General features: G+C 55.1%; 24 protein-coding genes and 2 pseudogenes. 13 read left to right on the top strand and 13 right to left on the bottom strand.

Annotated elements, in window-relative coordinates; all coding sequences use genetic code 11:
* Positions 1-249 precede the first annotated feature (249 nt).
* The 9 genes and pseudogenes from CBE72_RS04270 to rnm all read right to left on the bottom strand — a co-directional run bounded on the left by CBE72_RS04270 (position 250) and on the right by rnm (position 9,078).
* Entirely contained in the window at positions 250-1,239 is a 990-nt protein-coding gene (locus CBE72_RS04270; RefSeq protein ID WP_100142456.1) for a transposase, read from the bottom strand.
* A 226-nt stretch (positions 1,240-1,465) separates the two neighbouring features.
* Positions 1,466-2,263 (bottom strand): annotated as a pseudogene (locus CBE72_RS04265) (transposase); the annotation flags it as partial.
* 178 nt (positions 2,264-2,441) lie between these two features.
* Complete coding sequence (locus tag CBE72_RS04260) at positions 2,442-3,518, bottom strand: DUF4236 domain-containing protein (RefSeq protein WP_100142455.1); 1,077 nt, start codon at positions 3,516-3,518, stop codon at positions 2,442-2,444.
* Positions 3,519-3,986: 468 nt separating this feature from the next.
* Positions 3,987-4,961: a sialidase family protein gene (locus CBE72_RS04255; protein ID WP_100142454.1), complete on the bottom strand. Its 975-nt coding sequence runs from the start codon at positions 4,959-4,961 to the stop codon at positions 3,987-3,989.
* A gap of 295 nt (positions 4,962-5,256) precedes the next feature.
* Positions 5,257-6,129, bottom strand: coding sequence for a 23S rRNA pseudouridine(2605) synthase RluB (gene rluB / locus CBE72_RS04250; protein WP_025010665.1), 873 nt, complete (start codon positions 6,127-6,129; stop codon positions 5,257-5,259).
* Entirely contained in the window at positions 6,130-6,720 is a 591-nt protein-coding gene (gene scpB / locus CBE72_RS04245) for an SMC-Scp complex subunit ScpB (RefSeq protein ID WP_100142453.1), read from the bottom strand. It abuts the gene before it with no gap.
* 11 nt (positions 6,721-6,731) lie between these two features.
* Positions 6,732-7,523: a segregation and condensation protein A gene (locus CBE72_RS04240; protein ID WP_100142452.1), complete on the bottom strand. Its 792-nt coding sequence runs from the start codon at positions 7,521-7,523 to the stop codon at positions 6,732-6,734.
* Between the two features lie 77 nt (positions 7,524-7,600).
* Entirely contained in the window at positions 7,601-8,221 is a 621-nt protein-coding gene (locus tag CBE72_RS04235) for an L-threonylcarbamoyladenylate synthase (protein ID WP_025010668.1), read from the bottom strand.
* Positions 8,218-9,078 (bottom strand): RNase RNM, encoded by an 861-nt coding sequence (gene rnm, locus CBE72_RS04230; protein ID WP_028780247.1) that lies wholly within the window; start codon positions 9,076-9,078, stop codon positions 8,218-8,220. The genes CBE72_RS04235 and rnm overlap by 4 nt, the downstream gene beginning before the upstream one ends.
* Before the next feature lie 355 nt (positions 9,079-9,433).
* Between rnm and CBE72_RS04225 the strand changes: the two genes are divergently transcribed.
* From CBE72_RS04225 to CBE72_RS04155, 13 genes and pseudogenes are all read left to right on the top strand, one after another.
* Positions 9,434-10,993 carry an anthranilate synthase component 1 gene (locus tag CBE72_RS04225; protein ID WP_100142451.1) on the top strand — a complete coding sequence of 520 codons (1,560 nt, stop codon included), beginning with the start codon at positions 9,434-9,436 and terminating at the stop codon, positions 10,991-10,993.
* Positions 10,990-11,592 (top strand): aminodeoxychorismate/anthranilate synthase component II, encoded by a 603-nt coding sequence (locus tag CBE72_RS04220; RefSeq protein ID WP_025010670.1) that lies wholly within the window; start codon positions 10,990-10,992, stop codon positions 11,590-11,592. Before CBE72_RS04225 ends, CBE72_RS04220 begins: the two co-directional genes overlap by 4 nt.
* Entirely contained in the window at positions 11,585-12,661 is a 1,077-nt protein-coding gene (gene trpD / locus CBE72_RS04215; RefSeq protein ID WP_100142450.1) for an anthranilate phosphoribosyltransferase, read from the top strand. The genes CBE72_RS04220 and trpD overlap by 8 nt, the downstream gene beginning before the upstream one ends.
* Positions 12,658-14,046, top strand: a complete 1,389-nt coding sequence (gene trpCF / locus CBE72_RS04210) for a bifunctional indole-3-glycerol-phosphate synthase TrpC/phosphoribosylanthranilate isomerase TrpF (protein WP_100142449.1) — start codon at positions 12,658-12,660, stop codon at positions 14,044-14,046. The genes trpD and trpCF overlap by 4 nt, the downstream gene beginning before the upstream one ends.
* A gap of 58 nt (positions 14,047-14,104) precedes the next feature.
* Positions 14,105-15,346 (top strand): tryptophan synthase subunit beta, encoded by a 1,242-nt coding sequence (gene trpB, locus CBE72_RS04205; RefSeq protein WP_100142448.1) that lies wholly within the window; start codon positions 14,105-14,107, stop codon positions 15,344-15,346.
* Positions 15,343-16,146: a tryptophan synthase subunit alpha gene (trpA, locus tag CBE72_RS04200; RefSeq protein WP_100142447.1), complete on the top strand. Its 804-nt coding sequence runs from the start codon at positions 15,343-15,345 to the stop codon at positions 16,144-16,146. The genes trpB and trpA overlap by 4 nt, the downstream gene beginning before the upstream one ends.
* A gap of 354 nt (positions 16,147-16,500) precedes the next feature.
* Positions 16,501-16,920 carry a GNAT family N-acetyltransferase gene (locus tag CBE72_RS04195; RefSeq protein WP_100142446.1) on the top strand — a complete coding sequence of 140 codons (420 nt, stop codon included), beginning with the start codon at positions 16,501-16,503 and terminating at the stop codon, positions 16,918-16,920.
* A 60-nt stretch (positions 16,921-16,980) separates the two neighbouring features.
* A complete protein-coding gene (locus CBE72_RS04190; RefSeq protein WP_229671806.1) occupies positions 16,981-17,373 on the top strand; it encodes an MmcQ/YjbR family DNA-binding protein in 393 nt (130 codons plus the stop codon).
* 32 nt (positions 17,374-17,405) lie between these two features.
* Complete coding sequence (locus CBE72_RS04185) at positions 17,406-17,624, top strand: DUF6500 family protein (protein WP_039032896.1); 219 nt, start codon at positions 17,406-17,408, stop codon at positions 17,622-17,624.
* A 127-nt stretch (positions 17,625-17,751) separates the two neighbouring features.
* Complete coding sequence (locus tag CBE72_RS04175) at positions 17,752-18,543, top strand: hypothetical protein (protein WP_100142445.1); 792 nt, start codon at positions 17,752-17,754, stop codon at positions 18,541-18,543.
* Between the two features lie 3 nt (positions 18,544-18,546).
* Positions 18,547-19,005, top strand: coding sequence for a hypothetical protein (locus CBE72_RS04170; RefSeq protein ID WP_039032841.1), 459 nt, complete (start codon positions 18,547-18,549; stop codon positions 19,003-19,005).
* Positions 19,006-19,154: 149 nt separating this feature from the next.
* Positions 19,155-20,006: a sulfurtransferase gene (locus CBE72_RS04165; protein WP_100142444.1), complete on the top strand. Its 852-nt coding sequence runs from the start codon at positions 19,155-19,157 to the stop codon at positions 20,004-20,006.
* A gap of 261 nt (positions 20,007-20,267) precedes the next feature.
* Positions 20,268-20,663: pseudogene (locus CBE72_RS04155) on the top strand (M24 family metallopeptidase); the annotation flags it as partial.
* A 10-nt stretch (positions 20,664-20,673) separates the two neighbouring features.
* Here the strand turns inward: CBE72_RS04155 and CBE72_RS04150 are convergent.
* The 4 genes from CBE72_RS04150 to CBE72_RS04135 are packed head-to-tail and all read right to left on the bottom strand — an operon-like array spanning position 20,674 to position 24,536.
* Entirely contained in the window at positions 20,674-21,804 is a 1,131-nt protein-coding gene (locus tag CBE72_RS04150) for an ABC transporter permease (protein ID WP_100142441.1), read from the bottom strand.
* A complete protein-coding gene (locus CBE72_RS04145) occupies positions 21,794-22,789 on the bottom strand; it encodes an ABC transporter ATP-binding protein (RefSeq protein WP_100142440.1) in 996 nt (331 codons plus the stop codon). Before CBE72_RS04145 ends, CBE72_RS04150 begins: the two co-directional genes overlap by 11 nt.
* Complete coding sequence (locus CBE72_RS04140; RefSeq protein WP_100142439.1) at positions 22,786-23,730, bottom strand: HlyD family secretion protein; 945 nt, start codon at positions 23,728-23,730, stop codon at positions 22,786-22,788. The genes CBE72_RS04145 and CBE72_RS04140 overlap by 4 nt, the downstream gene beginning before the upstream one ends.
* Positions 23,727-24,536 (bottom strand): TetR/AcrR family transcriptional regulator, encoded by an 810-nt coding sequence (locus CBE72_RS04135; protein WP_100142438.1) that lies wholly within the window; start codon positions 24,534-24,536, stop codon positions 23,727-23,729. The genes CBE72_RS04140 and CBE72_RS04135 overlap by 4 nt, the downstream gene beginning before the upstream one ends.
* Between the last annotated feature and the right edge of the window lie 6 nt (positions 24,537-24,542).

Raw genomic sequence — 24,542 nt, 5'->3', positions numbered from 1 at the left:
GAAGATATATAGGACATCCTAAACACTTTCTGAGCTATAAGATATATAGGACATCCTAAACACTTTCTGAGCTATAAGGAAAAGGAAAAGCTCACTGCAGAGTGTCAGTCTCTGATAAATAACGACGTATTTTTGGAAATGAGACTCTCCGAGATGAGTAATTTGCATGCTTCATACAAAAACTGCGGTTGTCAGGCATGCCAAAGGCAGGCTTAAGCCTGTTTCTGCAAAATCACCAAGGGGTTAAGGTTAATGGGGATGTATTGCTTGGCTTTGTTGCTTACCCCGGCACCATTTACCGCCATATTTGGCCTTCATGGCACACATTGTATCCCATCGGCCACTCATGCCACTGTACTGACGGCGAAACTCCTTGGCGGAAGTTATCCAGGCATCGTCACTGATACCAAGCTCAAGCAGTAGTTTTGGCCTGGAACAGGCAATAAAGCCACGCTTGTCTTCCCGCACCGCCCGGCCTGTCCAATCAATCAGCTCCAGATAGTCGGCAAAGTGAAACGGAATCCCGACTTGTTCGGCGGCAGTTGCTGCACCATCAAATTGCAGCAGAGGCTTAACTGAAGCGTTGGCAGATGCAGGCTCAGCAACTTCTTCTATGCGCTCCTGAATGGATGTGTAATCAGAAGTTTGCAGTGAATCTGCAATACCGGCGCGAATGGGATTTAAATCCACGTACATCATGCAGGCCAGCAGCGCCTGTTCATCGAGCAGCGCCTGCGACTTAAAGCGCCCTTCCCAGAATACGCCCTTGCAACCATCTTCTCGATTGGCCTTGCGGGCGATATCTTCGTTTAAACAGCGCATAAACCAACTGATACTGCCAAGGCGTTCCTGCCAATCGCTAATCAGCGTATCCAACAGTATTCGCTCACCTTCTGAGAGACTATCGCCCTTGAGGAACTTTGCCGCCACAGGATTGCCACTAAAGAGCTCTGTCCAACGCTCAATGACTTCAAATGGCGACAACGCTTGTTGTGCAGCAAGGTCGATTTTGAGCACCAAATGGTAGTGATTACTCATGACCGCATAAGCGCAAACATCGATGCAGAATATTGACGACAACTGCCGGATTTTATCCACTATCCAGCCACGTCTATGCTCGTAACTGCGCCCCGACAGTTCGTCTTCACCACACAAAAATGCCCTTCTCACGCAACGGTTAATCACGTGGTAAAAGGGCGTACTTTCAGCATCTATCAACTGGCGACGGGCTGTGGTCATAACCAACCTCGACTGAGCTTTGATGGGTATTTCAAAGCCTAGTCAAAGCTGGGCGAAACATCAAAAAGATATGGCTGTCCTGTATTTCGCCGCTTTGTTCGGCGGCAGTGGCTGCACCATCAAATTGCAGCAGCGGCTTAAGTGAAGCGTTGGCAGTTGCTGGCTCAGCAACTTCCTCTATGCGCTCCTGAATGGATGTGTAATCAGAAGTTTGCAGCGAATCGNCAATAAAGCCACGCTTGTCTTCCCGCACCGCCCGGCCTGTCCAATCAATCAGCTCCAGATAGTCGGCAAAGTGAAACGGAATCCCGACTTGTTCGGCGGCAGTTGCTGCACCATCAAATTGCAGCAGAGGCTTAACTGAAGCGTTGGCAGATGCAGGCTCAGCAACTTCTTCTATGCGCTCCTGAATGGATGTGTAATCAGAAGTTTGCAGTGAATCTGCAATACCGGCGCGAATGGGATTTAAATCCACATACATCATGCAGGCCAGCAGCGCCTGTTCATCGAGCAGCGCCTGCGACTTAAAGCGCCCTTCCCAGAATACGCCCTTGCAACCATCTTCTCGATTGGCCTTGCGGGCGATATCTTCGTTTAAACAGCGCATAAACCAACTGATACTGCCAAGGCGTTCCTGCCAATCACCAATCAGCGTATCCAACAATATTCGCTCACCTTCTGAGAGACTATCGCCCTTGAGGAACTTTGCCGCCACAGGATTGCCGCTAAAGAGCAATGTCCAACGTTCAATGACTTCAAATGGCGACAACGCTTTTTGCCTAGCAAGGTCGATTTTGAGCACCAAATGGTAGTGATTACTCATGACCGCATAAGCGCAAACGTCGATGCAGAATATTGACGACAACTGCCTGATTTTATCCACAATCCAGCCACGTCTATGCTCGTAACTGCGCCCCGACAGTGCATCTTCACCACACAAAAATGCCCTTCTCACGCAACGGTTAATCACGTGATAAAAGGGCGTACTTTCAGCATCTATCAACTGGCGACGGGCAGTGGTCATAACCAACCTCGACTGAGCTTTGATGGGTATTTCAAAGCCTAGTCAAGCCTGGGCGAAACATCAAAAAGATATGGCTGTCCTGTATTTCTCCAATAAAGCTCCTGGGCGAAACATCAAAAAGATATGGCTGTCCTATAAAGCTTCTAAGAAAGCTTCTAAGCGTCCCTTGGAGCCCATGTTAGATACTTTTTGCCAACATGGCGATAGCACTTGAAAAGCCATCCCCATGACCAACCCTTGATATCTCAATTCGTTCATTTAACCCTGTATCACTTGTGAAGTTCAAGTCTTCGTATAGGGCTATTGGCAATTCACAATTATCTTTGAAGCGTTTATCTGGACCGCCTCGTTTATTAACATACTTCCAAGTTCTATCAACAACCTTTGCATCTCTAGGTACACTTCCATCTTCAATGAACCGTGTGCTTTCCACCGATATTCGAAGATTCGGATAACTCACGGCTCCAACACCATTTGGCTCAAAAATAAGCACCTTATCAGGAAAGAAATATAAGGTTTGCTTACCAACCGGTATAAATGGAATTGATACATTGGTTTTTACATACGGTGGATTCCCTATACCCAGTGATATTGAGGTTCGTTTGATTACACTCGTTGCACCAGCATTACGTTTTCTGTCTTTGACAGCTCCCTCCGCCTCTACATGCCATTTGCTCGACGATGATGAAAGCTGCTCGAAAGCATCATGCAGTTTCTGATAAAGTGCTTCTATTTCGGGTTCAAGTTCAAAGAATAAAACCGTTGTTTTTCTTAAACTATCCTTGACCGATGCAAAAACAGTGAGCGCGATTGAAACGACTGCTATAACAAGTGCAAGAGTTGAAGTTTCTGAACTCTTAAAGGCAATGAAGGTTAAAATAGCGCCAAGCACTGCGATAAACGGCCAGATTCTTACCTTCTTTCTATTGGCATTCATTTCAGCGACAAGATCAGCCGATGATGAGTCAACCATCTGTGTGATATGCGCGCTCTCTATTTCTCTTAATGGTTCATGCTCAATCTCGGTGTTACCTTGCTGCAATTCAGGGCTATTTGGAGTTTGATTTCTCCCAGTGGAACCAGAGGGCAAAGTTTTTCTGTAATACAAACCTCCGCTTCCCATATGGACGTAGTTGCCCCGAGGCCCAGTTCCAAAACGTAACCCTTTGACTCCAGCTGATACGCCAACGCCGGATTTCGATAAATTGAACCTGAAGGGTCCGACGCTAATTGCTTTGCGAATATAAAATCCCATCTATGGAACTCCCTTCTTTTGCATCTAACTGCTGTATCGTGCGCACGCACGTATTGGTCCTCGGATGAGTGTAAACGCACATCGCTATCTTTTTGTATTAGCTAGATATAATAGAATTTACCCCAAATATCCCTTACAGCGAACCGCGCAACCCCACACCTACCGCACAAGTCCAAACTCTGCTCATTCCTGAATTCCGCTGAAAACGGAAAAATACCACTGCCGCCGACTTTGAGTTTAAGGAAGTGCTAAAGCTAAGCGGTTGAATTAGTTATACAATACCCAGTACTGAATGTTAAAACAATTAGCCAAAGGTCAAGTTTTTGACAAAGGCCACAAAACCCTGATTTGGCTGATTTTTGCAACAGAATTGACTGACTTTTAAGGCTTGAATAACTTTCCCTGTTATTGGGCCTGATTCGGCCGCGCTGGCTGGTGTCGAGCACACTGGTATTATGGCCTGGAACTTTAGCCTTTGAGCCCGATACGGGCGAAATAGATGGCGGTTTTGCCCTCATGGCTTGAGTAGTACACCAGCTTGAGTTCATCGCCGTCCAGCTCGATACCGGCGTAGCTGGTATCTCCGCCGGATGGCAAGGTTAAGAGCTCGGTGACCTTGGCTGTGGCGCTATCGATTTCCACCAGCGAGGTGCGCACCTTATTATCATAGAGGCGCACCACGGCCAGCAGGCGGTCGTTATAGAAAAAGGCTACCGGGCCACCGATACGGCAACTGAGCTGCTGCCATTGCCAAGTTTTGAAAGGTGCCAGGGCTTTGCCGAGCAGCCCGGTTTCTTGTGCGTCCCACACAGGATCGCGCCTTAGCAGGCAAAGCGCTTCTGTGTTTGAAGAGGTTTGATTAGAGCGACTCTGCTCGCCGCCCCGAAACACTCGAAACAACAGTGATGATTCGTTGACATAACCGTCATTTTGCAAGGGGGCGACCCAGGGCGTAAATTGCAGTTTACCAGTTTGTGATGCTTGCAAGCGCTCACTACGATAGAGCCTGACATCACCATCGGCGCCGGGGCGATAGCCCACGCCATAGAGGCCATCTTCGGCCTCGGTCACCCGCCAGAGCCAGTATCCAGTGTCGACAACTTTTTCGGGGGCCGACCAGTTGATGCCATCCAGCGAGTGCCACATCAAGGACTGCAGCGGCGCCTTGCCATGTTTGGAGGCTGCGCCAAAAAGCCATAAACGGCCAGCATGGGCGAGCAGTTTGCCGTCGCGCAGATCGCCAAGCGCACTTTGAATAAGCGCCTCGGCTTGCCAGCTTTGGCCATCGTCGCTGGATTTAAGCACTCTCAGCGCACCGTCATCAGACACATGGGCTTGGCCCTCCCGAAAGACACAGTAGAGCGCCCCCTGCCAGCGGCATAGATCGCAAAAGGCGTTGTGTTCGCCTTGGTCCCAAATTTTTGTGTGTGAGATCAGCTGCATGCCTTGGCTCCCTGAGTTGCTGTTCCTTTATCTTATACCATGACTTAACTGCGCCAAGGTAAGTGGACTTTTTACGGTAAAAAGTGATGGCAAAAAACTTTGGTAAAAAGCTATGGCAAAAACGACGACAAAAACTATGCAAAAAAAGCAGCGAGAAACAGTGGCAAAAAGCTTAGAAAAACAGCAACAAAAAAGGCCGCCGCGGCGACCTTTCATTGCATTGGAATCACATCTTTAGATGGGATTAGACAGGCTATAGACAAGCTTTAACACACTGCCGAAAGCCTTAGCCGTATCAGCTGCGCTGCCGGGTTGGCTTGGGCTTACCCGCCGCCGTCTTGTGTTTACGCACGGCGCGGCGCACCTTGGCACTGCGCACCTTGTTGCGGGCCACGCTGTGTTTGTCGGCGCCCAGCATGGAGCGGGTTTCCGGATCCATGCCCGCCAATTGGCGCAGGTAGTTAACCTGCTCCAGCGGCAGTTCGACCCAGCCACCACGAGGCAGGCTCTTGGGCAGTTCTATCATGCCGTAACGCACCCGAATAAGGCGGCTCACCTGCACTTCCTGGGATTCCCACAGACGACGCACTTCACGGTTACGCCCTTCACGCAGGGTAACGTGCCACCATTGGTTGATGCCTTCGCCACCGGCGGCCTTGATGTGATCAAACTGGGCCGGGCCATCTTCCAGCATAACGCCGCTGCGCAGACGCTGCAGCGCCGCTTCCGGCACTTCACCGAAGGTACGCACGGCGTACTCACGCTCCACTTCATTGGAGGGGTGCATCAGGCGGTTGGCCAGTTCACCGTCTGAGGTGAACAGCAGCAAACCCGAGGTGTTGATATCCAAACGTCCCACTGCGACCCAGCGGCTGTCGCGGGTGCGGGGCAGACGATCGAATACTGTGGGCCGGCCTTCGGGATCTTTGCGCGAGCAGATCTCCCCTTCCGGCTTGTGGTAGGCCAGTACCCGGCAGATCACATCATCGGCAGATTTCAGCGATACCGCACGGCCATCGATACGTACCTTGGCGTCGGCTTCGATGCGATCACCCAGTTTGGCGATTTCTCCGTCAATACTCACGCGACCTGCAGCAATCCATGCCTCCATCTCACGACGGGAGCCATGGCCTGCACGGGCCAAGACTTTCTGCAATTTTTCGCTCATTCAAGTTGACTCTTCTAAGGGTTCCAGCGGTGTTTTCATCCCCGAAAATACCGCCTCTAATGATTCGGCGTCAGACAGAGGCGGCAGATCCGCTATGCTGTCCAGACCGAAGTAAGCCAGAAACTCTGTAGTGGTGGCGTATAACGAAGGCCTTCCCGGCACCTCTTTGTGCCCCACAACGCGGATCCAGCGTCTGTCTGTTAAATTCTTGATAATCTGGCTGCCGACAGCCACCCCTCTGACCAGCTCAATTTCGCCGCGGGTCACAGGCTGACGGTAGGCGATAACCGCCAGGGTTTCCAATGTTGCCCTGGAATACTTGGGCGCCTGCTCCTGCCACAGAGGTTGCAGCAAGGGGCTAAGGCTGTCGCGGGTCTGAAACCGATAACCACCGGCAACCTTGACCAGTTGTACTCCGCGCTCCTGATAATCCAGGGTCAATTCATCCACCGCGGCGCGAATACGCTCGCGGGAGACACTGAAATCGGCCAGCACGGTTTCTCTCAGCGCCTTCAAGGTCATGGGCTTGGCCAGCACAAACAGGCTAGCCTCGATCAGTTGTTTCAGCTGAAGGTCGTTAATCTTCGCCAAGTCGGCTCCCGTCAGTACGCCTTGAGATAAATTCGCGATAAAGGTTCAGCCTGGATCAGTTCCACCAGCAGTTCCTTTACCAATTCCATCAACGCCAGAAAGCTGACCACCACTCCGGCGCGCCCCTCTTCCACCTTGAACAGGGCTTCAAAAGGGGTGTAATGCTCACTGGAGAGCATGGCCAGAATTTGGCTCATCCGCTCCCGGGTAGAGAGCTGCTCGCGCTGCACCTGGTGAGAAGTGCCGGCTTCCACCCGCTTGAGCACTTCGCCAAAGGCCCGGGCCAGTTCGGCCAAAGACACATCCGGCGGCACCAGCAAGGGCTTGATATCCGGCGCCTTGCCCGCTTTGGCCTGGAATACATCCCGCTCGAGCCTTGGCAGTTCATCCAGCCGCACCGCGGCCTCTTTGATGGCTTCATAAGCCTTGAGTTGGCGGATCAGCACGGCTCTGGGGTCTTCCTCTTCCTCGACTTCCAGCTCCGGCCTTGGCAACAGCAAACGCGACTTGATTTCCGCCAATGTTGCCGCCATCACCAGATAGTCGGCCGCCAGCTCTACCCTGGCGCCCTGCAGCAGCTCGATATATTCAAGATACTGGGCGGTGATCCTGTGGATGGGCAGATCTACCACATCCATTTTTTGCTTGCGGATCAGGTAAAGTAGCAAGTCGAGCGGCCCTTCAAACGCCTCAAGAAACACCTCAAGCGCCTCGGGAGGAATAAAGAGATCGGCAGGCAGCTCTCTAAGCGCCTCACCCCGCACTACGGCAAGCGGCAGACTCTGTTGAACGCCTTCACTCAAGCCGTTTTCTCTCCTCTGGCAGCATCCTTAAGGCGGCATAGGCCGACCAAACGCGCGATTATACCTTTATTGAGCGGTTAAAGAAATGGGCTGATATCGCCACTGCCTTCACGGACTATGACCATTTCGCCTTCAGACATGTCTATCACTGTGGTGGGCTTTTCGCCCAGGTAACCGCCGTGGAGAATGGCATCTACCTGATGTTCGAGAATATCGCGGATATGCTCGGGATCCGACTCGGTAAAGTCGTTGCCGGGCAGAATAAGACTGGTGGACATCAAGGGTTCACCCAGAGCTTCCAGCAGCGCCAGGGCGATAACATTGTTCGGTACCCGAATGCCTATGGTGCGTTTCTTTTCATTCTGCAGCCTTCTTGGCACCTCTTTTGTGGCCTTGAAGATGAAGGTGTAACAACCCGGTGTGTTGTTCTTCAGAATGCGAAACGCCTGATTATCGACTCTGGCATAGGTCGACAGCTCAGATAAGTCGCGACACATCAGCGAAAAGTTATGATCATTGTCTATCTGGCGAATTCTGGCGATACGGCTCATGGCGTCTTTATCACCAATCATACAACCCAGCGCATAGCCGGAATCTGTGGGGTAAACTATGACCCCGCCGCTTTTCAGAATGCTCACCGCCTGGCTTATCAGACGGGTTTGAGGATTCACCTCATGTACGTAGAAAAATTGACTCATTTAGTTATTGTCCATTGCTTGCATTGCCAGACCCAGTTCAATCCCTGGGGCCGATACAGATTCTTGCCCAGTTCCAGCCAGCGGCCGGGAAAGTGGAAATCGGATCCCACCGAGGCGTAGAGGCCGTTGAGAGTGGCCAGCGCCCCTAAATTATTTCTGTCGTCTGTGGTTTGCTGCCCAAGCACCACCTCCATGGCATCACCACCGGCGGCCTTGAATTCGCGCACCAGGCGTTTGAGCCACTTGGCCGACAGTTGATAGCCACTGGGGTGGGCCAACACGGCCACGCCACCTGCGTTGTGAATTACCTCTATGGCCGTCGCCATCTCGCCCCAGTTGTTGGGCACATAGCCTGTTTTGCCGCGGCCGAGAAACTTCTTGAACACGCTGGCGCTGTCCGGCGCGTGCCCCTGCTCGGCCAGGAAACGGGCGTAATGGCCACGGCTCAGTGCCGCATCACCGGCGAGCGCCCTGGCGCCTTCGTAGGCCCCTGGAATACCGGCCTTTTCAAGCCTTGCGCCTATTTCGCGAGCCCGCTCTTCCCTGAGCTCACGTTGACGCTCGAGAAAGACAAGCAGGTTTTCGTCGTGGCGGTCGATATCCAGCGCCACGATATGAATATCATAGGCGTGCCAACGGGTAGAGATCTCAACCCCGTCCACCAAAGTCAAAGGCGCGCTCTGCCCGGCATTGAAGGCATGGGCCTCATCCAGCCCGGCGACTGTGTCATGATCGGTAATCGCCAGCAGCTCAACCCCCTTTTCCAGGGCGCGCTCGAGCAGCAAAGACGGTGTCAGTTGGCCATCTGAGGCTGTAGTATGGCTGTGAAGATCGGCCAAAGTATTTTCAGTTATCATAGCGCTATTGTACTTGGTTTTGTTGGCAAAATGCGATTTATCTCCGCTGGGCGACGGCAAATTGGCATAAATTTGCATAAATTAAAAATATTCAATTGACATTGGCGGGCAGCTGGGTTTTTCTATAGGTCAAACGTCGAGAGGACAAATTTTCAATGACACACTTCAACGCTTCACTCAACATCATCTGGTGGTGGCACTTCCCTTAACGCGGGTAGTGTGAAGCGCTGTGCACGATTGAAAATAACGCAGCTAAATTCAACAAAAAGCCCGCAAGAGATTGCGGGCTTTTTTGTGCTTAACGGTCAGGAAAACTCCGCAGCCAGGCTAAACAGCGGAACAACAGGAAGAACAGATGAACAGAATCGAGCCAATCGCCAGAGTACACCGCCAGACGCGGTCACTGCCCTATTACGACGATCCCCTGAAACTGTATCAGCAACTGACGCGGGACAAGCCTCACAGCATGTTGCTGGAGTCGGCTGAAATCGACAGCAAGGATCACCTGAAAAGCATTATCCTCAGCCACGCGGCGCTGGCCATTCGCTGTGACGGGTCGACCTTAAGCTTCGAGGCTTTAACAGACAACGGCGCCGGACTGCTGCCCGCCATTCACGACTTCTTTAACTCGCGCGGTGAGGTCAGCCTGGAGCAGCAGAGTCTCAAGGTCCTGCTGCGCCCCATCACTGCCGAACTGGATGAAGATGCCAGACTCAAGGCAGGCTCGCCGCTCGATGGCCTGAGATTACTGCAGCAGGGTCTGGTTGATGAAAACGAGAGCCAGTTTGAAACCGGATTTCTGGGCGGCGTTTTAGGGTACGACCTTATAGCCAGCACAGAGCCGCTGCCAAGCGTAAGCCAGGGCGCCAACCACTGCCCCGACTATCTGTTTTATCTAGCTGAAACCCTGATAACGGTAGATCACCAAAAGGGCTGCGCCGAAGCCGTGGTGATGGAGTTTAATGGCAACAGCGAGGTGCAGGCCGAACTTGACGCCAGACTGGATGCCATAGAAACCAACTGCCAGCTGCTGGAAGATGTCGCCCCTTTGAGCGGCGTACATGCCGAGGCCAGCGTCAATATCAGCGACGCCGATTTTTGCCGCCAGGTGAGCCGCCTCAAGGAGCATATCTGCGCCGGTGATATCTTTCAGGTTGTGCCATCACGCAGTTTCAGCCTGCCCTGCCCCAATACTCTGGGCGCCTATCGGGCACTGAGACTGACCAACCCCAGCCCCTATATGTTTTACCTGCGCAGCGCCGACTTCACCCTGTTTGGCGCCTCTCCGGAAAGCGCCCTCAAGTATGAAGCCGAGGGCAATCAGGTTGAGGTTTACCCCATCGCCGGTACCCGCAAACGCGGCAAGACCCCAGATGGCGAGATAGATTTCGATCTCGACAGCCGCATAGAGCTGGAGCTGAGACTAGATAAGAAAGAGTTGTCGGAGCACATCATGTTGGTGGACTTGGCCCGCAACGATATCGCCCGCATCAGCCAGAGTGGCAGTCGTAAAGTGGCCGAGCTGCTGAAGGTAGACAGATACTCCCATGTGATGCATCTGGTCAGCCGGGTAACCGGGCAGCTTAGGGAAGATCTCGACGCCCTGCACGCCTATCAGGCCTGCATGAACATGGGCACCCTGGTGGGCGCCCCCAAGGTGCGCGCCGCCCAACTCATTCGTGAAACCGAGCAGCAACGCCGCGGCAGCTATGGCGGAGCCGTAGGTTATCTCAACGCCCTTGGCGATATGGACACTTGCATAGTGATCCGCTCCGCCTTCGTCAGCGAAGGCATGGCGCACATCCAGGCCGGGGCCGGAGTGGTCTATGATTCAGATCCCCAGGCCGAGGCCGACGAGACCGCGCAAAAAGCGCAGGCAGTGATCAGTGCAATCAAGATGGGAGGTGGCCTGTGAAACTCTATCTATTGGATAACTTCGACTCCTTCACCTACAACCTGGTGGATCAGTTCCGCAGCCTGGGCTTTGAAGTGCTGGTGTACCGCAATAATGTCAGTGCCCAGTTGCTCGCCGAGCGGATGCTGGCGGAGCCGGGTCAGGCGGCGCTTATTTTGTCTCCCGGCCCGGGCGCCCCCAGAGAAGCCGGTTGCATGATGGAGCTTATTGCGCTGCTGGCCGGCAAACTGCCGATTCTCGGTATCTGCCTTGGTCACCAGGCCCTGGTTGAACATTACGGCGGCAAGGTTGAACGTGCCCCCCAAGTGGTACACGGTAAGGCCAGCCCGGTAGAGCACAACTGCGATGGCCTGTTTGCCAACCTGCCATCTCCCTTGCCTGTGGCCCGCTATCATTCACTGGTGGCAACCAAGGTGCCCGACTGCCTGGAGGTGATTGCCACTACAGAAGGCATGCCTATGGCCATCAGCCATCGCTGTGATGCCGCCGTCGGCTTCCAGTTCCACCCCGAATCGATTCTCACCACCCTCGGCAGCACCTTGCTGGTGCAAACACTGCAATACCTGACCATGAGCCGCGAGGAAACCTGCCATGACTGAACTGCAACCTCTGTTCGACCGCCTGTACCGGGGCGAGTCTTTGAGCCGTAGCCAGGCCGCCAGCCTGTTTGCCGAACTTATCGACGGTAAGCTCAGTGAAAGCCAGATGGCAGCCATGCTGATCGCGCTCAAGCTCAAGGGCGAAACCATAGACGAGATCAGCGGCGCCGCCGATGCCCTGCTGGCCGCCGCCAAGCCGTTTCCGCACCAATGTCAAAGGGTAGTGGATATTGTCGGCACCGGCGGTGACGGCCACAACACCATCAATATCTCTACCACGGCCGCCTTTGTTGCCGCCGCAGCCGGGGTCAATGTTGCCAAACATGGCAACCGCGGAGTATCCAGTAAGTCGGGTTCTTCCGATCTGCTGGCACAGTTCGGCATAGACTTGACCATGTCGCCCGAGTGCGCCGCCAAACACCTTGCAGACAACGGCCTGTGTTTTCTGTTTGCACCCCATTATCACGGTGGAGTGCGGCACGCTGTGCCTGTACGCCAGGCGCTCAAGACCCGCACCCTGTTCAATGTACTCGGCCCGCTGATTAATCCGGCTCGCCCCGACTATATGCTGCTTGGGGTCTACAGCCCGAGCTTGGTTCGCCCCATCGCCGAGGTGTTGCGGGCCCTTGGCGTCAAAGGCGCCATGGTCGTTCACGGCAGCGGCCTGGATGAAGTGGCGCTGCACGGCGAAACTCAGGTGGCCGAACTCAAGGGTGAAGAGATAGTGGAATATCGACTCAGCCCGGCAGACTTTGGCGTGCCCCAAGCGACGCTGGCCGAGCTGGAAGGCGGCACCCCGGCAGAAAACGCCCTTATTACCCAAGCACTGTTCGCCGGTAAAGGCAGCGCCGCCCAGCGTCATGCCGTGGCTATCAATGCCGCCTGCGTGCTCTATCTCGCCGGCAAGGCTGATAATCTCAAGCAGGCCACCCAACTGGCACTGGCCACCCTGGATGATGGCCGCGCCTGCGCCAAACTCAACGCCCTGGCGGACAAGGCCCACCAAACCCAGACTGAAAACAATGACGCCAACTCACCACAACCCAGCAAGGCAGGAGCTATATCATGAGTAACGTGCTTGAGCGTATCGTCGCCACCAAGCAGCAGCATATTGAAGCCCTCAAGCTGCGTTTTCCCGAAGAGAGCCTGACGCCCAAGACGTCGGATCGCAGCCTGTATCAGGCACTCAGTGCAAAAGGCGCCGGCTTTATTCTGGAATGCAAGAAGGCCAGCCCCTCCAAAGGGCTTATCCGCAAAGACTTCGATCCGGTTGCCATTGCCGATGTTTACAGCCGCTACGCCTCCGCGGTGTCGGTACTGACAGACGAGGCCTTCTTTCAGGGTGACTTTCGCTATTTGCCCAAAGTGCGGGCCAGAATCAAACAGCCGGTATTGTGCAAAGACTTTTTTGTTTCGCCTTATCAGGTTAAGTTAGCGGCCCATCAGGGCGCCGATGCCATCTTGCTGATGCTGTCGGTACTGAGCGATGAGCAGTATAGATTGCTGGCGAGCGAAGCCGAACAATATGCCCTCGACACCCTCACCGAAGTTTCCAACGAGGAAGAGCTCAAGCGGGCGCTGGCTCTGGGCGCGCCGATTATTGGCATCAACAACCGCAACCTCAGGGATCTGAGTACAGATCTGGCGATGACAGAATACTTAGCTCCCAAGATCCCCGAGGGGACACTGATCATCAGCGAATCCGGGATCTACAGCCGTGAGGATGTACGCCGCCTCAGCCCGCTGGTCGACGGCTTTTTGGTGGGCAGCTCGCTGATGGCCGAGGCCGATTTGGATCTGGCCTGTCGCCGCCTTATCTATGGCAACAACAAGGTGTGTGGCCTGACCCGGGAGCAGGATCTGCTGGATGCGGCAAAATCCGGCGCCGTCTATGGCGGCCTTATCTTCGCCGCCAAGTCCCCCCGTTGTGTCAGCCGTGCCCACGCCGCCGAGCTGTGCCGTTATAACGCCGAGCAGCCGCGTAAACTGGCGATGGTGGGGGTATTTGTCAATGAATCACCGACTCAGATGGCCGAGCTGGCCAATGAGCTGAAACTGAGCGCGCTGCAGCTTCATGGCAGTGAATCAAGCGAAGATATTGCCAAGCTCAAGCAGCTGCTTGAGCAAAATGGGCACCAGGCCGAGATCTGGAAGGCTGTTCCGGTCAATGTCGACGGCGGCGAGCTGCCGACCTTGCCGGAAGGCGCCGACCGCTATCTCTATGACAGTAAAAGCGGCGACAGCTTTGGTGGTACCGGCAAACATTTCGATTGGCAGCAAGGGCTTGCCCAGCGTGAGCGTGCCATGCTTGCCGGTGGCCTGAGTCCGGACAACGCCGCCTTGGCTGCCACCCAGGGCTTTTTCGGGCTGGACTTTAACTCAGGGGTGGAAAGCGCCCCCGGCATCAAAGACAGAGCAGCACTGCAGGCGGTGTTTAAGCAGCTCAAAGCCTGACAAGAACAACAGTATTTGCCTGTCAGACAGGCGCAACAAGTATCCTAAGGAAAGCAGTATGAGCGAGTTAAAACTCAACCCTTATTTCGGGGAATACGGTGGCATGTATGTGCCGCAGATTTTGATGCCGGCGCTGAAGCAGTTGGAAAGTGCCTTTGTCGAGGCCCAGAATGATCCCGCCTTTCAGGCCGAGTTCACCGAGCTTTTGAAAAACTATGCCGGGCGTCCCACCGCCTTGACCCTGACCCGTAACCTGTCGCCCAATGACAAGGTAAAAATCTACCTCAAGCGGGAAGATCTGCTGCATGGCGGCGCCCACAAGACCAACCAGGTGCTGGGGCAGGCGCTACTGGCCAAGCGCATGGGTAAAAAAGAGATCATCGCCGAAACCGGCGCCGGTCAACACGGGGTTGCCACCGCCCTGGCCTGCGCCCTGCTGGGCCTTAAGTGTAAAATTTACATGGGCGCCAAAGATGTGGAGCGCCAAAGCCCTAATGTGTTCCGCATGCGTTTGATGGGCGCCGAGGTCATTCCTGTCACCTCAGGCTCTGCCACTCTCAAAGATGCCTGCAACGAGGCGATGCGCGACTGGTCCGGCAGCTATGACAAGGCGCACTACCTGCTAGGTACCGCCGCCGGGCCTCACCCCTTCCCCACCATAGTCAGGGAGTTCCAGCGCATGATAGGGGCCGAAACCAAGGCGCAGATCCTTGAGCGTGAAGGCCGACTGCCGGACGCCGTCATTGCCTGTGTCGGCGGCGGCTCCAACGCCATAGGTATGTTTGCCGACTTCATAGATGAAGCCTCAGTGCGCCTCATAGGCGTTGAGCCGGCCGGAAAAGGCATAGATACGCCGATGCACGGCGCGCCGCTGCGGCACGGCAAGACTGGCATATTTTTTGGCATGAAGGCGCCCTTGATGCAGGACAGCAACGGCCAGATAGAAGAGTCTTACTCCATCTCTGCCGGGTTGGATTTCCCCTCTGTCGGCCCGCAACACGCCCACCTCAACGCCACCGGACGCGCCACCTATGAGTCGGCCACCGATGAAGAGGCGCTGGAGGCCTTCCAGTTATTGGCCCGTAGCGAAGGGATTATTCCGGCGCTGGAGTCGGCCCACGCGCTGGCCTATGCCATCAGGCTGGCCAAAGAGTGCCGCGAAGAAACCATACTGGTGGTTAACCTCTCCGGCCGCGGCGATAAAGACATATTTACCGTTTCCGATATCCTGGCAGAGCGCCAGGCTGCATCTGCATCCGAATCTGAGCCATCACATAAGCCACAGGAGTCACAGGCATGAGTACACGTTATCAAACCACTTTTGCCCGGCTGCAGGCCGAAGGCCGCGGCGCCTTTGTTCCCTTTGTGACACTGGGCGATCCCGGCCCTGAGCTGTCGCTGCAGATTATCGACACCCTGATTGCCCATGGTGCCGACGCCCTTGAGCTGGGCTTCCCCTTTTCCGATCCGTTGGCCGATGGCCCGGTGATCCAGGGCGCCAACTTACGGGCGCTGGCTGCCGGCACTACTCCAGCCAAGTGCTTCGAGCTTATCGCCGAGGTACGCAGCCGTTATCCCGAGTTGCCCATCGGCCTGCTGTTGTACGCCAATCTGGTGTACGCCAACGGCATCGACAACTTCTATCGCCGCGCCGCCGAGGCCGGGGTGGATTCAGTGCTGATAGCCGACGTGCCGGTTGAGGAAGCCGCACTTTTTATAGAAGCCGCCAAGGCCCATGCCATAGCGCCTATCTTTATTGCGCCACCCAATGCCGATGATGATACCCTCAAGGCGGTGAGTGAAGCCGCTGAAGGCTACACCTATCTGCTGTCCCGCGCCGGGGTAACTGGCGCCGACAATAAGGCAGGTATGCCGGTGGATGAGGTACTGGCCAAGCTCAAAGCCTTCGATGCGCCGCCTCCACTGTTGGGATTCGGTATTGCCGAGCCGGCTCAGGTCAGCGCCGCAATTGCCGCCGGCGCCGCCGGTGCCATCTCGGGCTCTGCCGTGGTCAGGATCATTGAGCAACACCAAAATGCACCCGATATGCTACTGAGCACTCTGGCCGACTTTACCCGTGCCATGAAGGACGCCAGCTAATCTCAGCCTTCTTTAATCCTCCAGCCAGGGTATTCCCTGGCTTTTTTATGCTTGCCTTACAATGACTTTGCGCTTGTTGCTTGTGTTGGCACAGGGTAACAAGATACCCTTGAATCATTCTCTATGCGGTTGCAAAGAGAAGCATGTAAAACCGAGATCCTTGTATCAAGCTAATCATCTCGGTTTCCGGGACTTTCGGCCATGTGGTAACCATTGTCTTATAAACTTTTTAAAATACTGTTTTAAAACAATATTTACCAGTAGTACCTTCAAAAGTAATCGCGACTCCAAACGCTTTGCCAGTCGTTTGAAAATCAGCACTCTGGCCGCCTCTTTCACACCAAGGAAATCGGTATGCAGATTGACCTTTTACAGCAAGTTGATGATGACCTGCAAAATGAGCTTATCGACAAGCTCAGAACCTATAATCACGAGTATATGGGCAAGGAGACCAGTCAACCTCTGGCCGCCATCGCCCGCGACTCCAAGGGGCAACTCATTGGTGGCGTGAGTGGCCGCAGCATCTATCGCCAGTTGCTGATTGAGGTGGTTTGGGTCGCGAAGGAGCATAGAGGTTCAGGTCTTGGCAGCCGCTTAATGGCTCTGTGCGAGCAAGAGGCAATCAAACGAGGGTGCCTGGCTGCGCAGCTCGACACTTTGTCGTTTCAGGCGCCGGCATTTTATGCCAAACAAGGGTTTGAAGTTGTCGGCTCGGTCAGCGGAATTCCCGGCAGTCCGGACAGGTATTTTATGTGTAAACGCTTCAATGACTGAAGGCCTGGCTACGACATGCCCCTCCCCTTCAACAAAACGTCGACTGAAGCCGGTATTATCATGCTCCCCCCCAAAATGACAGAGGACGCCATGACACTGACACAACTCAAGAAACTGTTGCAGCAATGCCCCAACGCCACTGCCGACTATCCTTTTGGTCCTGAGGCCAGAGTCTATAAGGTCATGGGTAAGATGTTTGCCCTGCTGGCCGAGCAGGAAACGCCCCCTAGGGTGACACTCAAGGCCAAACCTGCCGACGTGCAGGCACTGATCGATAGCTTTGAGGCGATAGTGCCCGGCTATTACATGAATAAGCAGCATTGGTTCACGCTAACCTTGAATGGTGAGGTCAGCGAGGATATGCTCCGTGACCTGATTGAGGCATCCTACGCCCTAGTTGTCAGTAAACTGACCCAGGCGCAACAAGCCCAGTTGCAACAGCAAAACACCTAAAAATGACTTTTCAGATTGAGGGAACAATCAAGATGCGTGCCAGCCTGCGACAAAAAGTTATCCATGTCTGCCAGCAAAAAATCGCCCAGAAGGGCGAGAATGTTGGCGTCTCCTTCTATGCCTTCTTTGCCAACAAGAATGATGATCCCGAGTTGCTCATGGAGGCCGCTAGCTGGTGGATCCAGACCCACAAACTGGATCACTTTGAGAAGGCCCGCAAAATTCTGCAAATGGTGCAAGCCGGGCAATAACCTATAGTGACAGGATCCTACCGGCATAGAAGCTTTAAACAGATCTCCCGTTCGGCACTCGATGCCATGGGTAAGCCCTTCCCTATTTTGCATCTGTCGCTTGATACCTCAAAAGGATAACTGATTGATGTCCAAGGAAGATGAGTTAAACAAAAAATATCGCGCTCTGCCCCGTGGCGCTCGTTGGCACTTAAAGCTGGATGCCGATGGGCGAGCCTACTTTATTGGCAGACAGCAAACCCTGGCTACAATCTGGGGCTTTATCATGCTGGTTCCCCTGTCGGCCTCAAGTTTAATGGCTGTGGTGCTGACAGGTAAATCACAGGCATTTCATGCCATCTCGGCCTTGCTGTTGTTAACCCTGGCAATTGGCTGTTTGGGGGTAAGAAGGCGTTGGCTGTTTAACCCCAAAAGCGCTGAGATTCAAGAATACACCGGCTGGTGGCGTATAAAAGCCAAGCCCCGCAAAACCCTGCCCTACAGTCAACTCTCTATTCATATTACCCCACTGGCGCAAACGCCAAATGGGGTACAGCTGGTGCTGCTCGGACAGCGCCACACCCTGACAGATATGGCCGAGGCGCTGGCATTGATAAGCTTTTTGCGCGGCTGCGCCGGCCCGCTTGCAGTCAATGAACTTGAAGTTTATGAACTTGAAGTCTATGAAAAAGTCACTGCCTGGCCCGAGTTGAAAGCCGTGCCCTTTGACACAGCTCCAAGCGATTCGGCGCCGGAGGCCGAGAGCCAGGCCGCAACATCCCCCCATACCGAAACCAAGCCTCTGAAAGCCGCGACGCAAACTGGCCAATCCATCAGTCAGTACCGGCCCATTTGGGAGCAACACCTGATGTGGAAACTGGCACTGCCGCTGCCGCTTTTTACCCTGCTCGGACTGCTGATGACACGCTTAGGGAGCTGAGCCATGGCGCACTGGAACAAGTACTCCTCACAAAGGGCCGAGTTGGTGTTTGGCCGCTGGACCTGGTTAATCGGCCTGCCGCTGGCGGCGCTGACTCTGGCACAGGTGTATTTCGGGCTTAACCCTGAATTGCTGCTCGGTTGGGCCATGGGGGCAACACTCGGCTGGCACGCGTTGTTCTGTCGCCATAAAATCTTGATAGACAAAAATACCTGTGTGCTGGAGCACAGCATTCGCAGTATCTACCCCATAGGGCAACTCAAGGTGCCACTGGCCGAAATCAGCGGATTTTGCCTCTGCCCTCACTTCGGCGAGCCCAGATACTGGGACTTGATCTTGATGCTCAAGGATGGTCAGAGAGTGACGTTGCTGAGACGTAAGGGCAAGGCCGCCATGCAGGAGCTGGGTAAAGAACTGGCCGATGTCAGCGGCCTGGCCTATGACGAAGAGTTCAGAGACTGAATCCATAACCGTCTATGCCGGCATAACGGCGATAAAACCATCAGATACCTAGCCATTGATAAAGTAACCGCTTGAGAAATCCGTAGCGCTCCAGTAATTTGGGCCAAGTTTCATTGCTTGGTGCCGTTACCGAGCTTTAAGGAGTCGAGATGCAATCTGCACTGGTAAGCAGCGAGTGGTTGGCCGCTCATCTTTCTGATCCCAAGTTGGTCATTTTGGATGCCAGCATGGACAAGGTGATAGGCCGCGAGCCGATAGTCTACGATGAGCCCTGCTTTATTGCCGGTGCTCGGCGGCTGGATCTGGAGCGGGAGTGCACAGATCTGCAGTCCAGCGAGTTACACGCCCTGCCGAGTCTGGCCCAATTTACCGAGCTGGTGCAGCGGCTCGGCATCGACCAGGACAGTACTGTCGTCATCTATGACAACCAGGGTATCTACTCATCGCCCCGGGGCTGGTGGTGTTTCAAGGTCATGGGCTTTGAGCAGGTGTTTGTTCTCGATGGCGGTCTGCCCAAATGGCTCAAAGAGCAACGCCCCTGTGCCGACAAGCCAGCGACCGAGTTTCCGCTCGGTAACGCCTGTGGGCAATATCAAGCGGAAAAGGTCTGTAACGCCCCCCAGGTATTGGATACCTTGGCAGGCAAGCAGGCCATGATACTGGATGCCAGGGCCAGTTCACGCTTTCTCGGCCAGAGTCCCGAACCCAGAGAAGGCGTGCGCGGCGGCCATATTCCCGGCGCCGTGAATCTGCCGTTTGCCGAAGTGCTGGAGGGCGACAGCCTGAAACCTCAGCCGGCACTGGAGCAGATTTTCTTGCGTCTGGGGGCCATGGACGCCAGACGCAGCGGCAAGCCTTTGATCTTCAGTTGCGGCTCAGGGATCACCGCCTGTATTTTAATCCTAGCGGCCTATCAGGTACGCCTCGATGCCCTGATACTCTACGATGGCTCCTGGGCCGACTGGGGCAGCAAGGCCCATCTGCCGCTGGCAACAAGTTAAGACCAAAGCCGTTATAAACCAAAGCGGTTAAATATCAGGGCGGTTAAAAATCAGGGCTGTTAAAAACCAACTCTCGCTTTCAGCCCAACTGAAGGCGAGCAGCAAACGGTTCTCTAGCTTCACCTTCCCCCTCCATCTCAAGCCTGCTTCCCCAAGCAGGCTTGTTAACATTGTCCCGCCCATCAGCTTCCCCCTCCCAAAGAGAGCCAAGGCTGCTTATGCTTGTCTAAAGAAAGCCTTAAGCCCTTTCCTTAAGGCGCGCCCGGCCAGCAAGGGCAATACGGCTATGCCTATGTGCTCAACAGCTCGGTCAATGAAGTCGTGTGTCACGGGGTTCAGTCGGAGCAGCAGTTGCTGAAGGCCAGCGATATTGTCAATCTGGATATTACCCTCGAAAAAGATGGTTTTATTGCCGACTCCAGCAAGATGTACCTGATGCCACAGGCATCGCCTTTGGCCAAACGCCTGGAACTGCGAGCCGGTATGTGTTTTACCATAGAGCCGATGATCAACCAGGGCGGCGCCAAAATAAAGACCAAGAAAGATGGCTGGACAGTAGTGACCCGGGATAAAAAACTCTCGGCCCAGTGGGAGCACACCATACTGGTGACAGATACCGGCTATGAAGTGCTGACCCTCAGAGATGAAGAGCGCTGAACCACAGCGCTCATCCCAAACGCTTACGGAACCTCAATGAAGCGAGCAACACGCCTCCCAGGGTGAACGCCCCCAGCCAAAAGGCATCTTTAGCCAACATCAGGATATCGGCCTCACGCAGGACTATGGCGCGCACCATACGCATAAAGTGGGTCGCCGGCAGCGCTTCGGCAATCCACTGCGCCGCAATTGGCATAGCTTCGTAAGGAAACATAAAGCCTGACAACAAAATAGAGGGCAGCAGGATAAATACCGTCAGCTGCATCGCCTGCAATTGGGTCTTGGCAATAGTGCTGATCACCAGGCCCAGGCTGAGGCTGGCAAAGATAAACAGCAAAGAGGCCAGCAACAAGCTGTCCAGACCGCCGCGCACAGGCACACCGAACAGGAAGTGACCCACGCTGAGGATAATACTCACCTGAATAAGCCCCACCAGCACATAGGGGATGATTTTCCCCACCATCAGCTCCATGGGTTTGACCGGGGTGGTGATCAGAAACTCCATATTGCCCTGCTCTCTTTCCCTGACAATGGCGGCAGAGGTGAACATGATCATTGTCATGGTCAAAATCACCGCCAGCAAGCCGGGCACTATGTTAACCACAGTGCGCTGCTCCGGGTTGAAATACTGCACCACCTCAAAACTTGGCACCCGGTTTTGGCTGCTGAAACCGGCCACTTCATCCAGCGGCATGCTTCTCAGGCTACGGATCGCAGCGGCGATAACCGTATCCGAGCCATCCACCAGCCACTGGGCCACGGGCCGGGTAAGCTGGCTGTCGCTTTGACGACGGTCGAAGGCTGGATGAGTCACCAGACGGGCATTGAGATCCGCCGGCAAATAGAGCACGGCGCGCACTTCCCCCGAGGTGATGGCCGCCTCGGCCTGTTCGATAGAGGCGTATTTTGCCTTGAAGTCCACCACCTGGGTGGCCTTCACCGACTGCACCAAGGCCCGGCTGTAGCTGCTGGGGGACATATCCACCAAGCCGGCGGGCAGATGCCTGGCATCGGTATTGATGGCGTAGCCAAACAGCAACAGCTGCACCAGGGGGATCATCACTATCATGCCGAAGGTCATCCTATCCCGCGACAGCTGCCTGAGCTCCTTGAGCATGATCGCCAATATCCTAGCCCACATGTCGACCTCCGGTGCAGGATACAAACACATCTTCGAGACTGGGGCGCGCCATGGCGAGCTTGTGCCCATCGCAATAGGGGCTGAGAAAGGCGATGGGATCTGTGTCATCACGCCGCACCAACACCCTGAGCCGGGTGCCTACCTGAGCGGCAGAAACAACCTCAGGCAAGGCCACCAACTGCTGTTTGAGCGCCCTTAGCTGCTCACCGCTCACTTCCACCACGCTGGCGTCCATCTGCTGCATCAATTCGGCCGGGGAGCCATCGGCCCGCTTGGCGCCGCGCTCAAGGATTGCCAATGCATGGCAGCGCTCCGCCTCGTCCATGTAGTGGGTTGACACCAAAATAGTGGTTCCGGCGGCGCAGAGATCGAACAACCGCTCCCAAAACTCGCGGCGGTTTTCCGGATCGACCGCCGAGGTGGGTTCATCGAGAAACAACAGCTCGGGGGAGTGCAGTGTGGCGCAGGCTAGTGCCAGACGCTGCTTCTGACCACCACTCATGGAGCCGGCCAACTGAGACTCCCTGCCCTCCAGGCTATACAGATGCAGCAGCTCTTCAATGCGCGCCTTGCCGCGGCGGCCGAACAGGCCATAAATACTGGCGACAAATCTAAGGTTCTCCAGCACAGACAGATTATCGTAGAGAGAGAACTTCTGGGTCATATAACCTATACGTTGCTTGAGCGCCTCTTCGTTACCGGCAAGCGGCTCTCCCAATACGGTTACCTCACCGGCATCCGGCAACAACAGGCCGGTAAGCAGCCGGATCGCAGTGGACTTGCCGCAACCGTTGGGGCCGAGAAAGCCGTAAATACTGCCACGGGGGATGGCAAGACTGAGATTATCCACCGCGGTCAACTCACCAAAGCGCCGGGTCAGTCCGTGAGCTTCAATGGCCAGGGGAGCTTCAATGGCCTTGGAAGAATCAATGGACAAGGTAGCTTGAATGGCCGAAGAAGCACCGGCATCAGCTGATTGAGTCATGGCAGTCGTACCTCCAGCGCCAGCCCTGAGGGCAGAGACTCGGCGCCCTCGACATCGATATCTGTCAGATACATCAATCTGGCACGATCGCGCTCATTGAGGGCATAAAACGGGGTAAAGGCTGGTTGGGAACGGATATTTCTGACTGTGCCTTTGAGCGGCTGCGCCACCCCATCGACCCAGACCTCCAGCTTGTCGCCGCGGGAAAGCTTACTGATGGCCGTTTGCGGCAGATAGACTCTGGCATAGGGTTTATCCAGTGCCAAAAGCGCGACAAGTTGAGTGCCCTGAGCCACTCGATCGCCCCTCTTCCAGGGCAATATGTCCACCTCTGATGCCAGCGGCGCCCTGAGACTGAGGTCGTCCAAGGCTTTCTCCTCGGCCTTGAGCGCCGCCGCTACGGCTGCCACTCTGGCTTCGGCCTGGGCCAGTTGTTCGCTGCGGGTACCGTTTTCCAGTTGCAGCCAGTGTTCATTGGCCTGCTCGACCAAGGCTTTGGTGTGATCCCGCTCGGCGATGGCCGCATCCAGCTCCGCCTGCCCCACCACTTTGGCGATAAACAGCTCGCGGGTGCGCTGATATCTGAGTCTGGCTTCGGTCGCGGCTGCCGTTGCCGCCTCTATGGCGGCTCTGGCCGCCCGCAGCTCTTCTACCCTGGCACCTTGTTGCAGCTCATCAAGCCTGGCGCCGGCCTCAGCCAATTCGGCGCGGCGCTGTGCCACTCTGGCTGCCGCGCTGCGGCTGTCCAATTGCAGCAACAACTGCCCCGCCTCGACCTTGTCACCCTCGGCCACATGGATATCGGCTATCTGCTCGGCAACGGGGGCTGAAAGCTGGATACGATCCCGCTCCAGAGTGCCCATGGCGCGGCTTTCGCCGCTGTCGCCACAAGCTTGCAACAGCAATAGTGTCGCTGTCAGTATCAGGGATATCTTGTTCATTGGGGTTCCTCACTGCCCGGGTTGGCGGCAATATCCTGGCGCAATAAGCCTTGATGCAGGACTTTGGCATTGTGCTCTGCCAGCTGTTTGAGCCAGGTTTCGTTCAATTCGACGCCGAAGTCCCGCATCAGATGGGCCGGGGCGATCAGCGGAAACACCATCAGGCTGACAAAACTCAGCCGCGCCAAGGTAGGGTCCAGGTTGGGATTAAGGCCTTGATGTTGCCCAAGCTGGCGGATCCACAGCCTCGAGCGGCTGAGCATATCACTGAACACGCTGGCAAGGGCATCGAAGGCTTCACTGCCTTCTCTGTGATTCAATACCTGGATGATAAGCCCGGGCAAGGCCGGGTTGGCAGCCATGGCGCGGTAATAGACCTGCATCAGCTCAAATGGCCCGCCAAAACCTGGCTCGGGCCTTTTCTTGCTCGGATCAAGACTCATCTTGCTCCGCTCAGAACCTTTGTTGCTCGGCTCAGGGCTATTGTTACCAAGCTCAAGGCGGCTATTGCTGGGCTCAGGGCTGTTTGCAGAGCCCTCACTGGCAGATTGATGACTTTGCGCGGCATTGTAATGTTTGAAGGCTTCCAGCACTGGAGCGATGGTGTCTCTGACCATGGCCTCAAACAGGCCTGCCTTGGAGCCGAAGTAATAACGGATCATCGCCGCATCCACTCCCGCCTTGCGCGCCAGCTCTCGGGTGGAAACCCGCTCATACCCCTTCACGGTAAAGCAACTGCGCGCGGCTTCTATCAAAGCATCCCTGGCCCCTGAATGGCCTTTAGGACGACCGGCTGTGGCTTTCATCCCCTG

Source organism: Shewanella carassii (assembly GCF_002777975.1).
Classification (GTDB): Bacteria; Pseudomonadota; Gammaproteobacteria; order Enterobacterales; family Shewanellaceae; genus Shewanella; species Shewanella carassii.
Note: the sequence above shows the minus strand (reverse complement) of the source record. Positions and strands in the feature narration are given on the sequence as shown.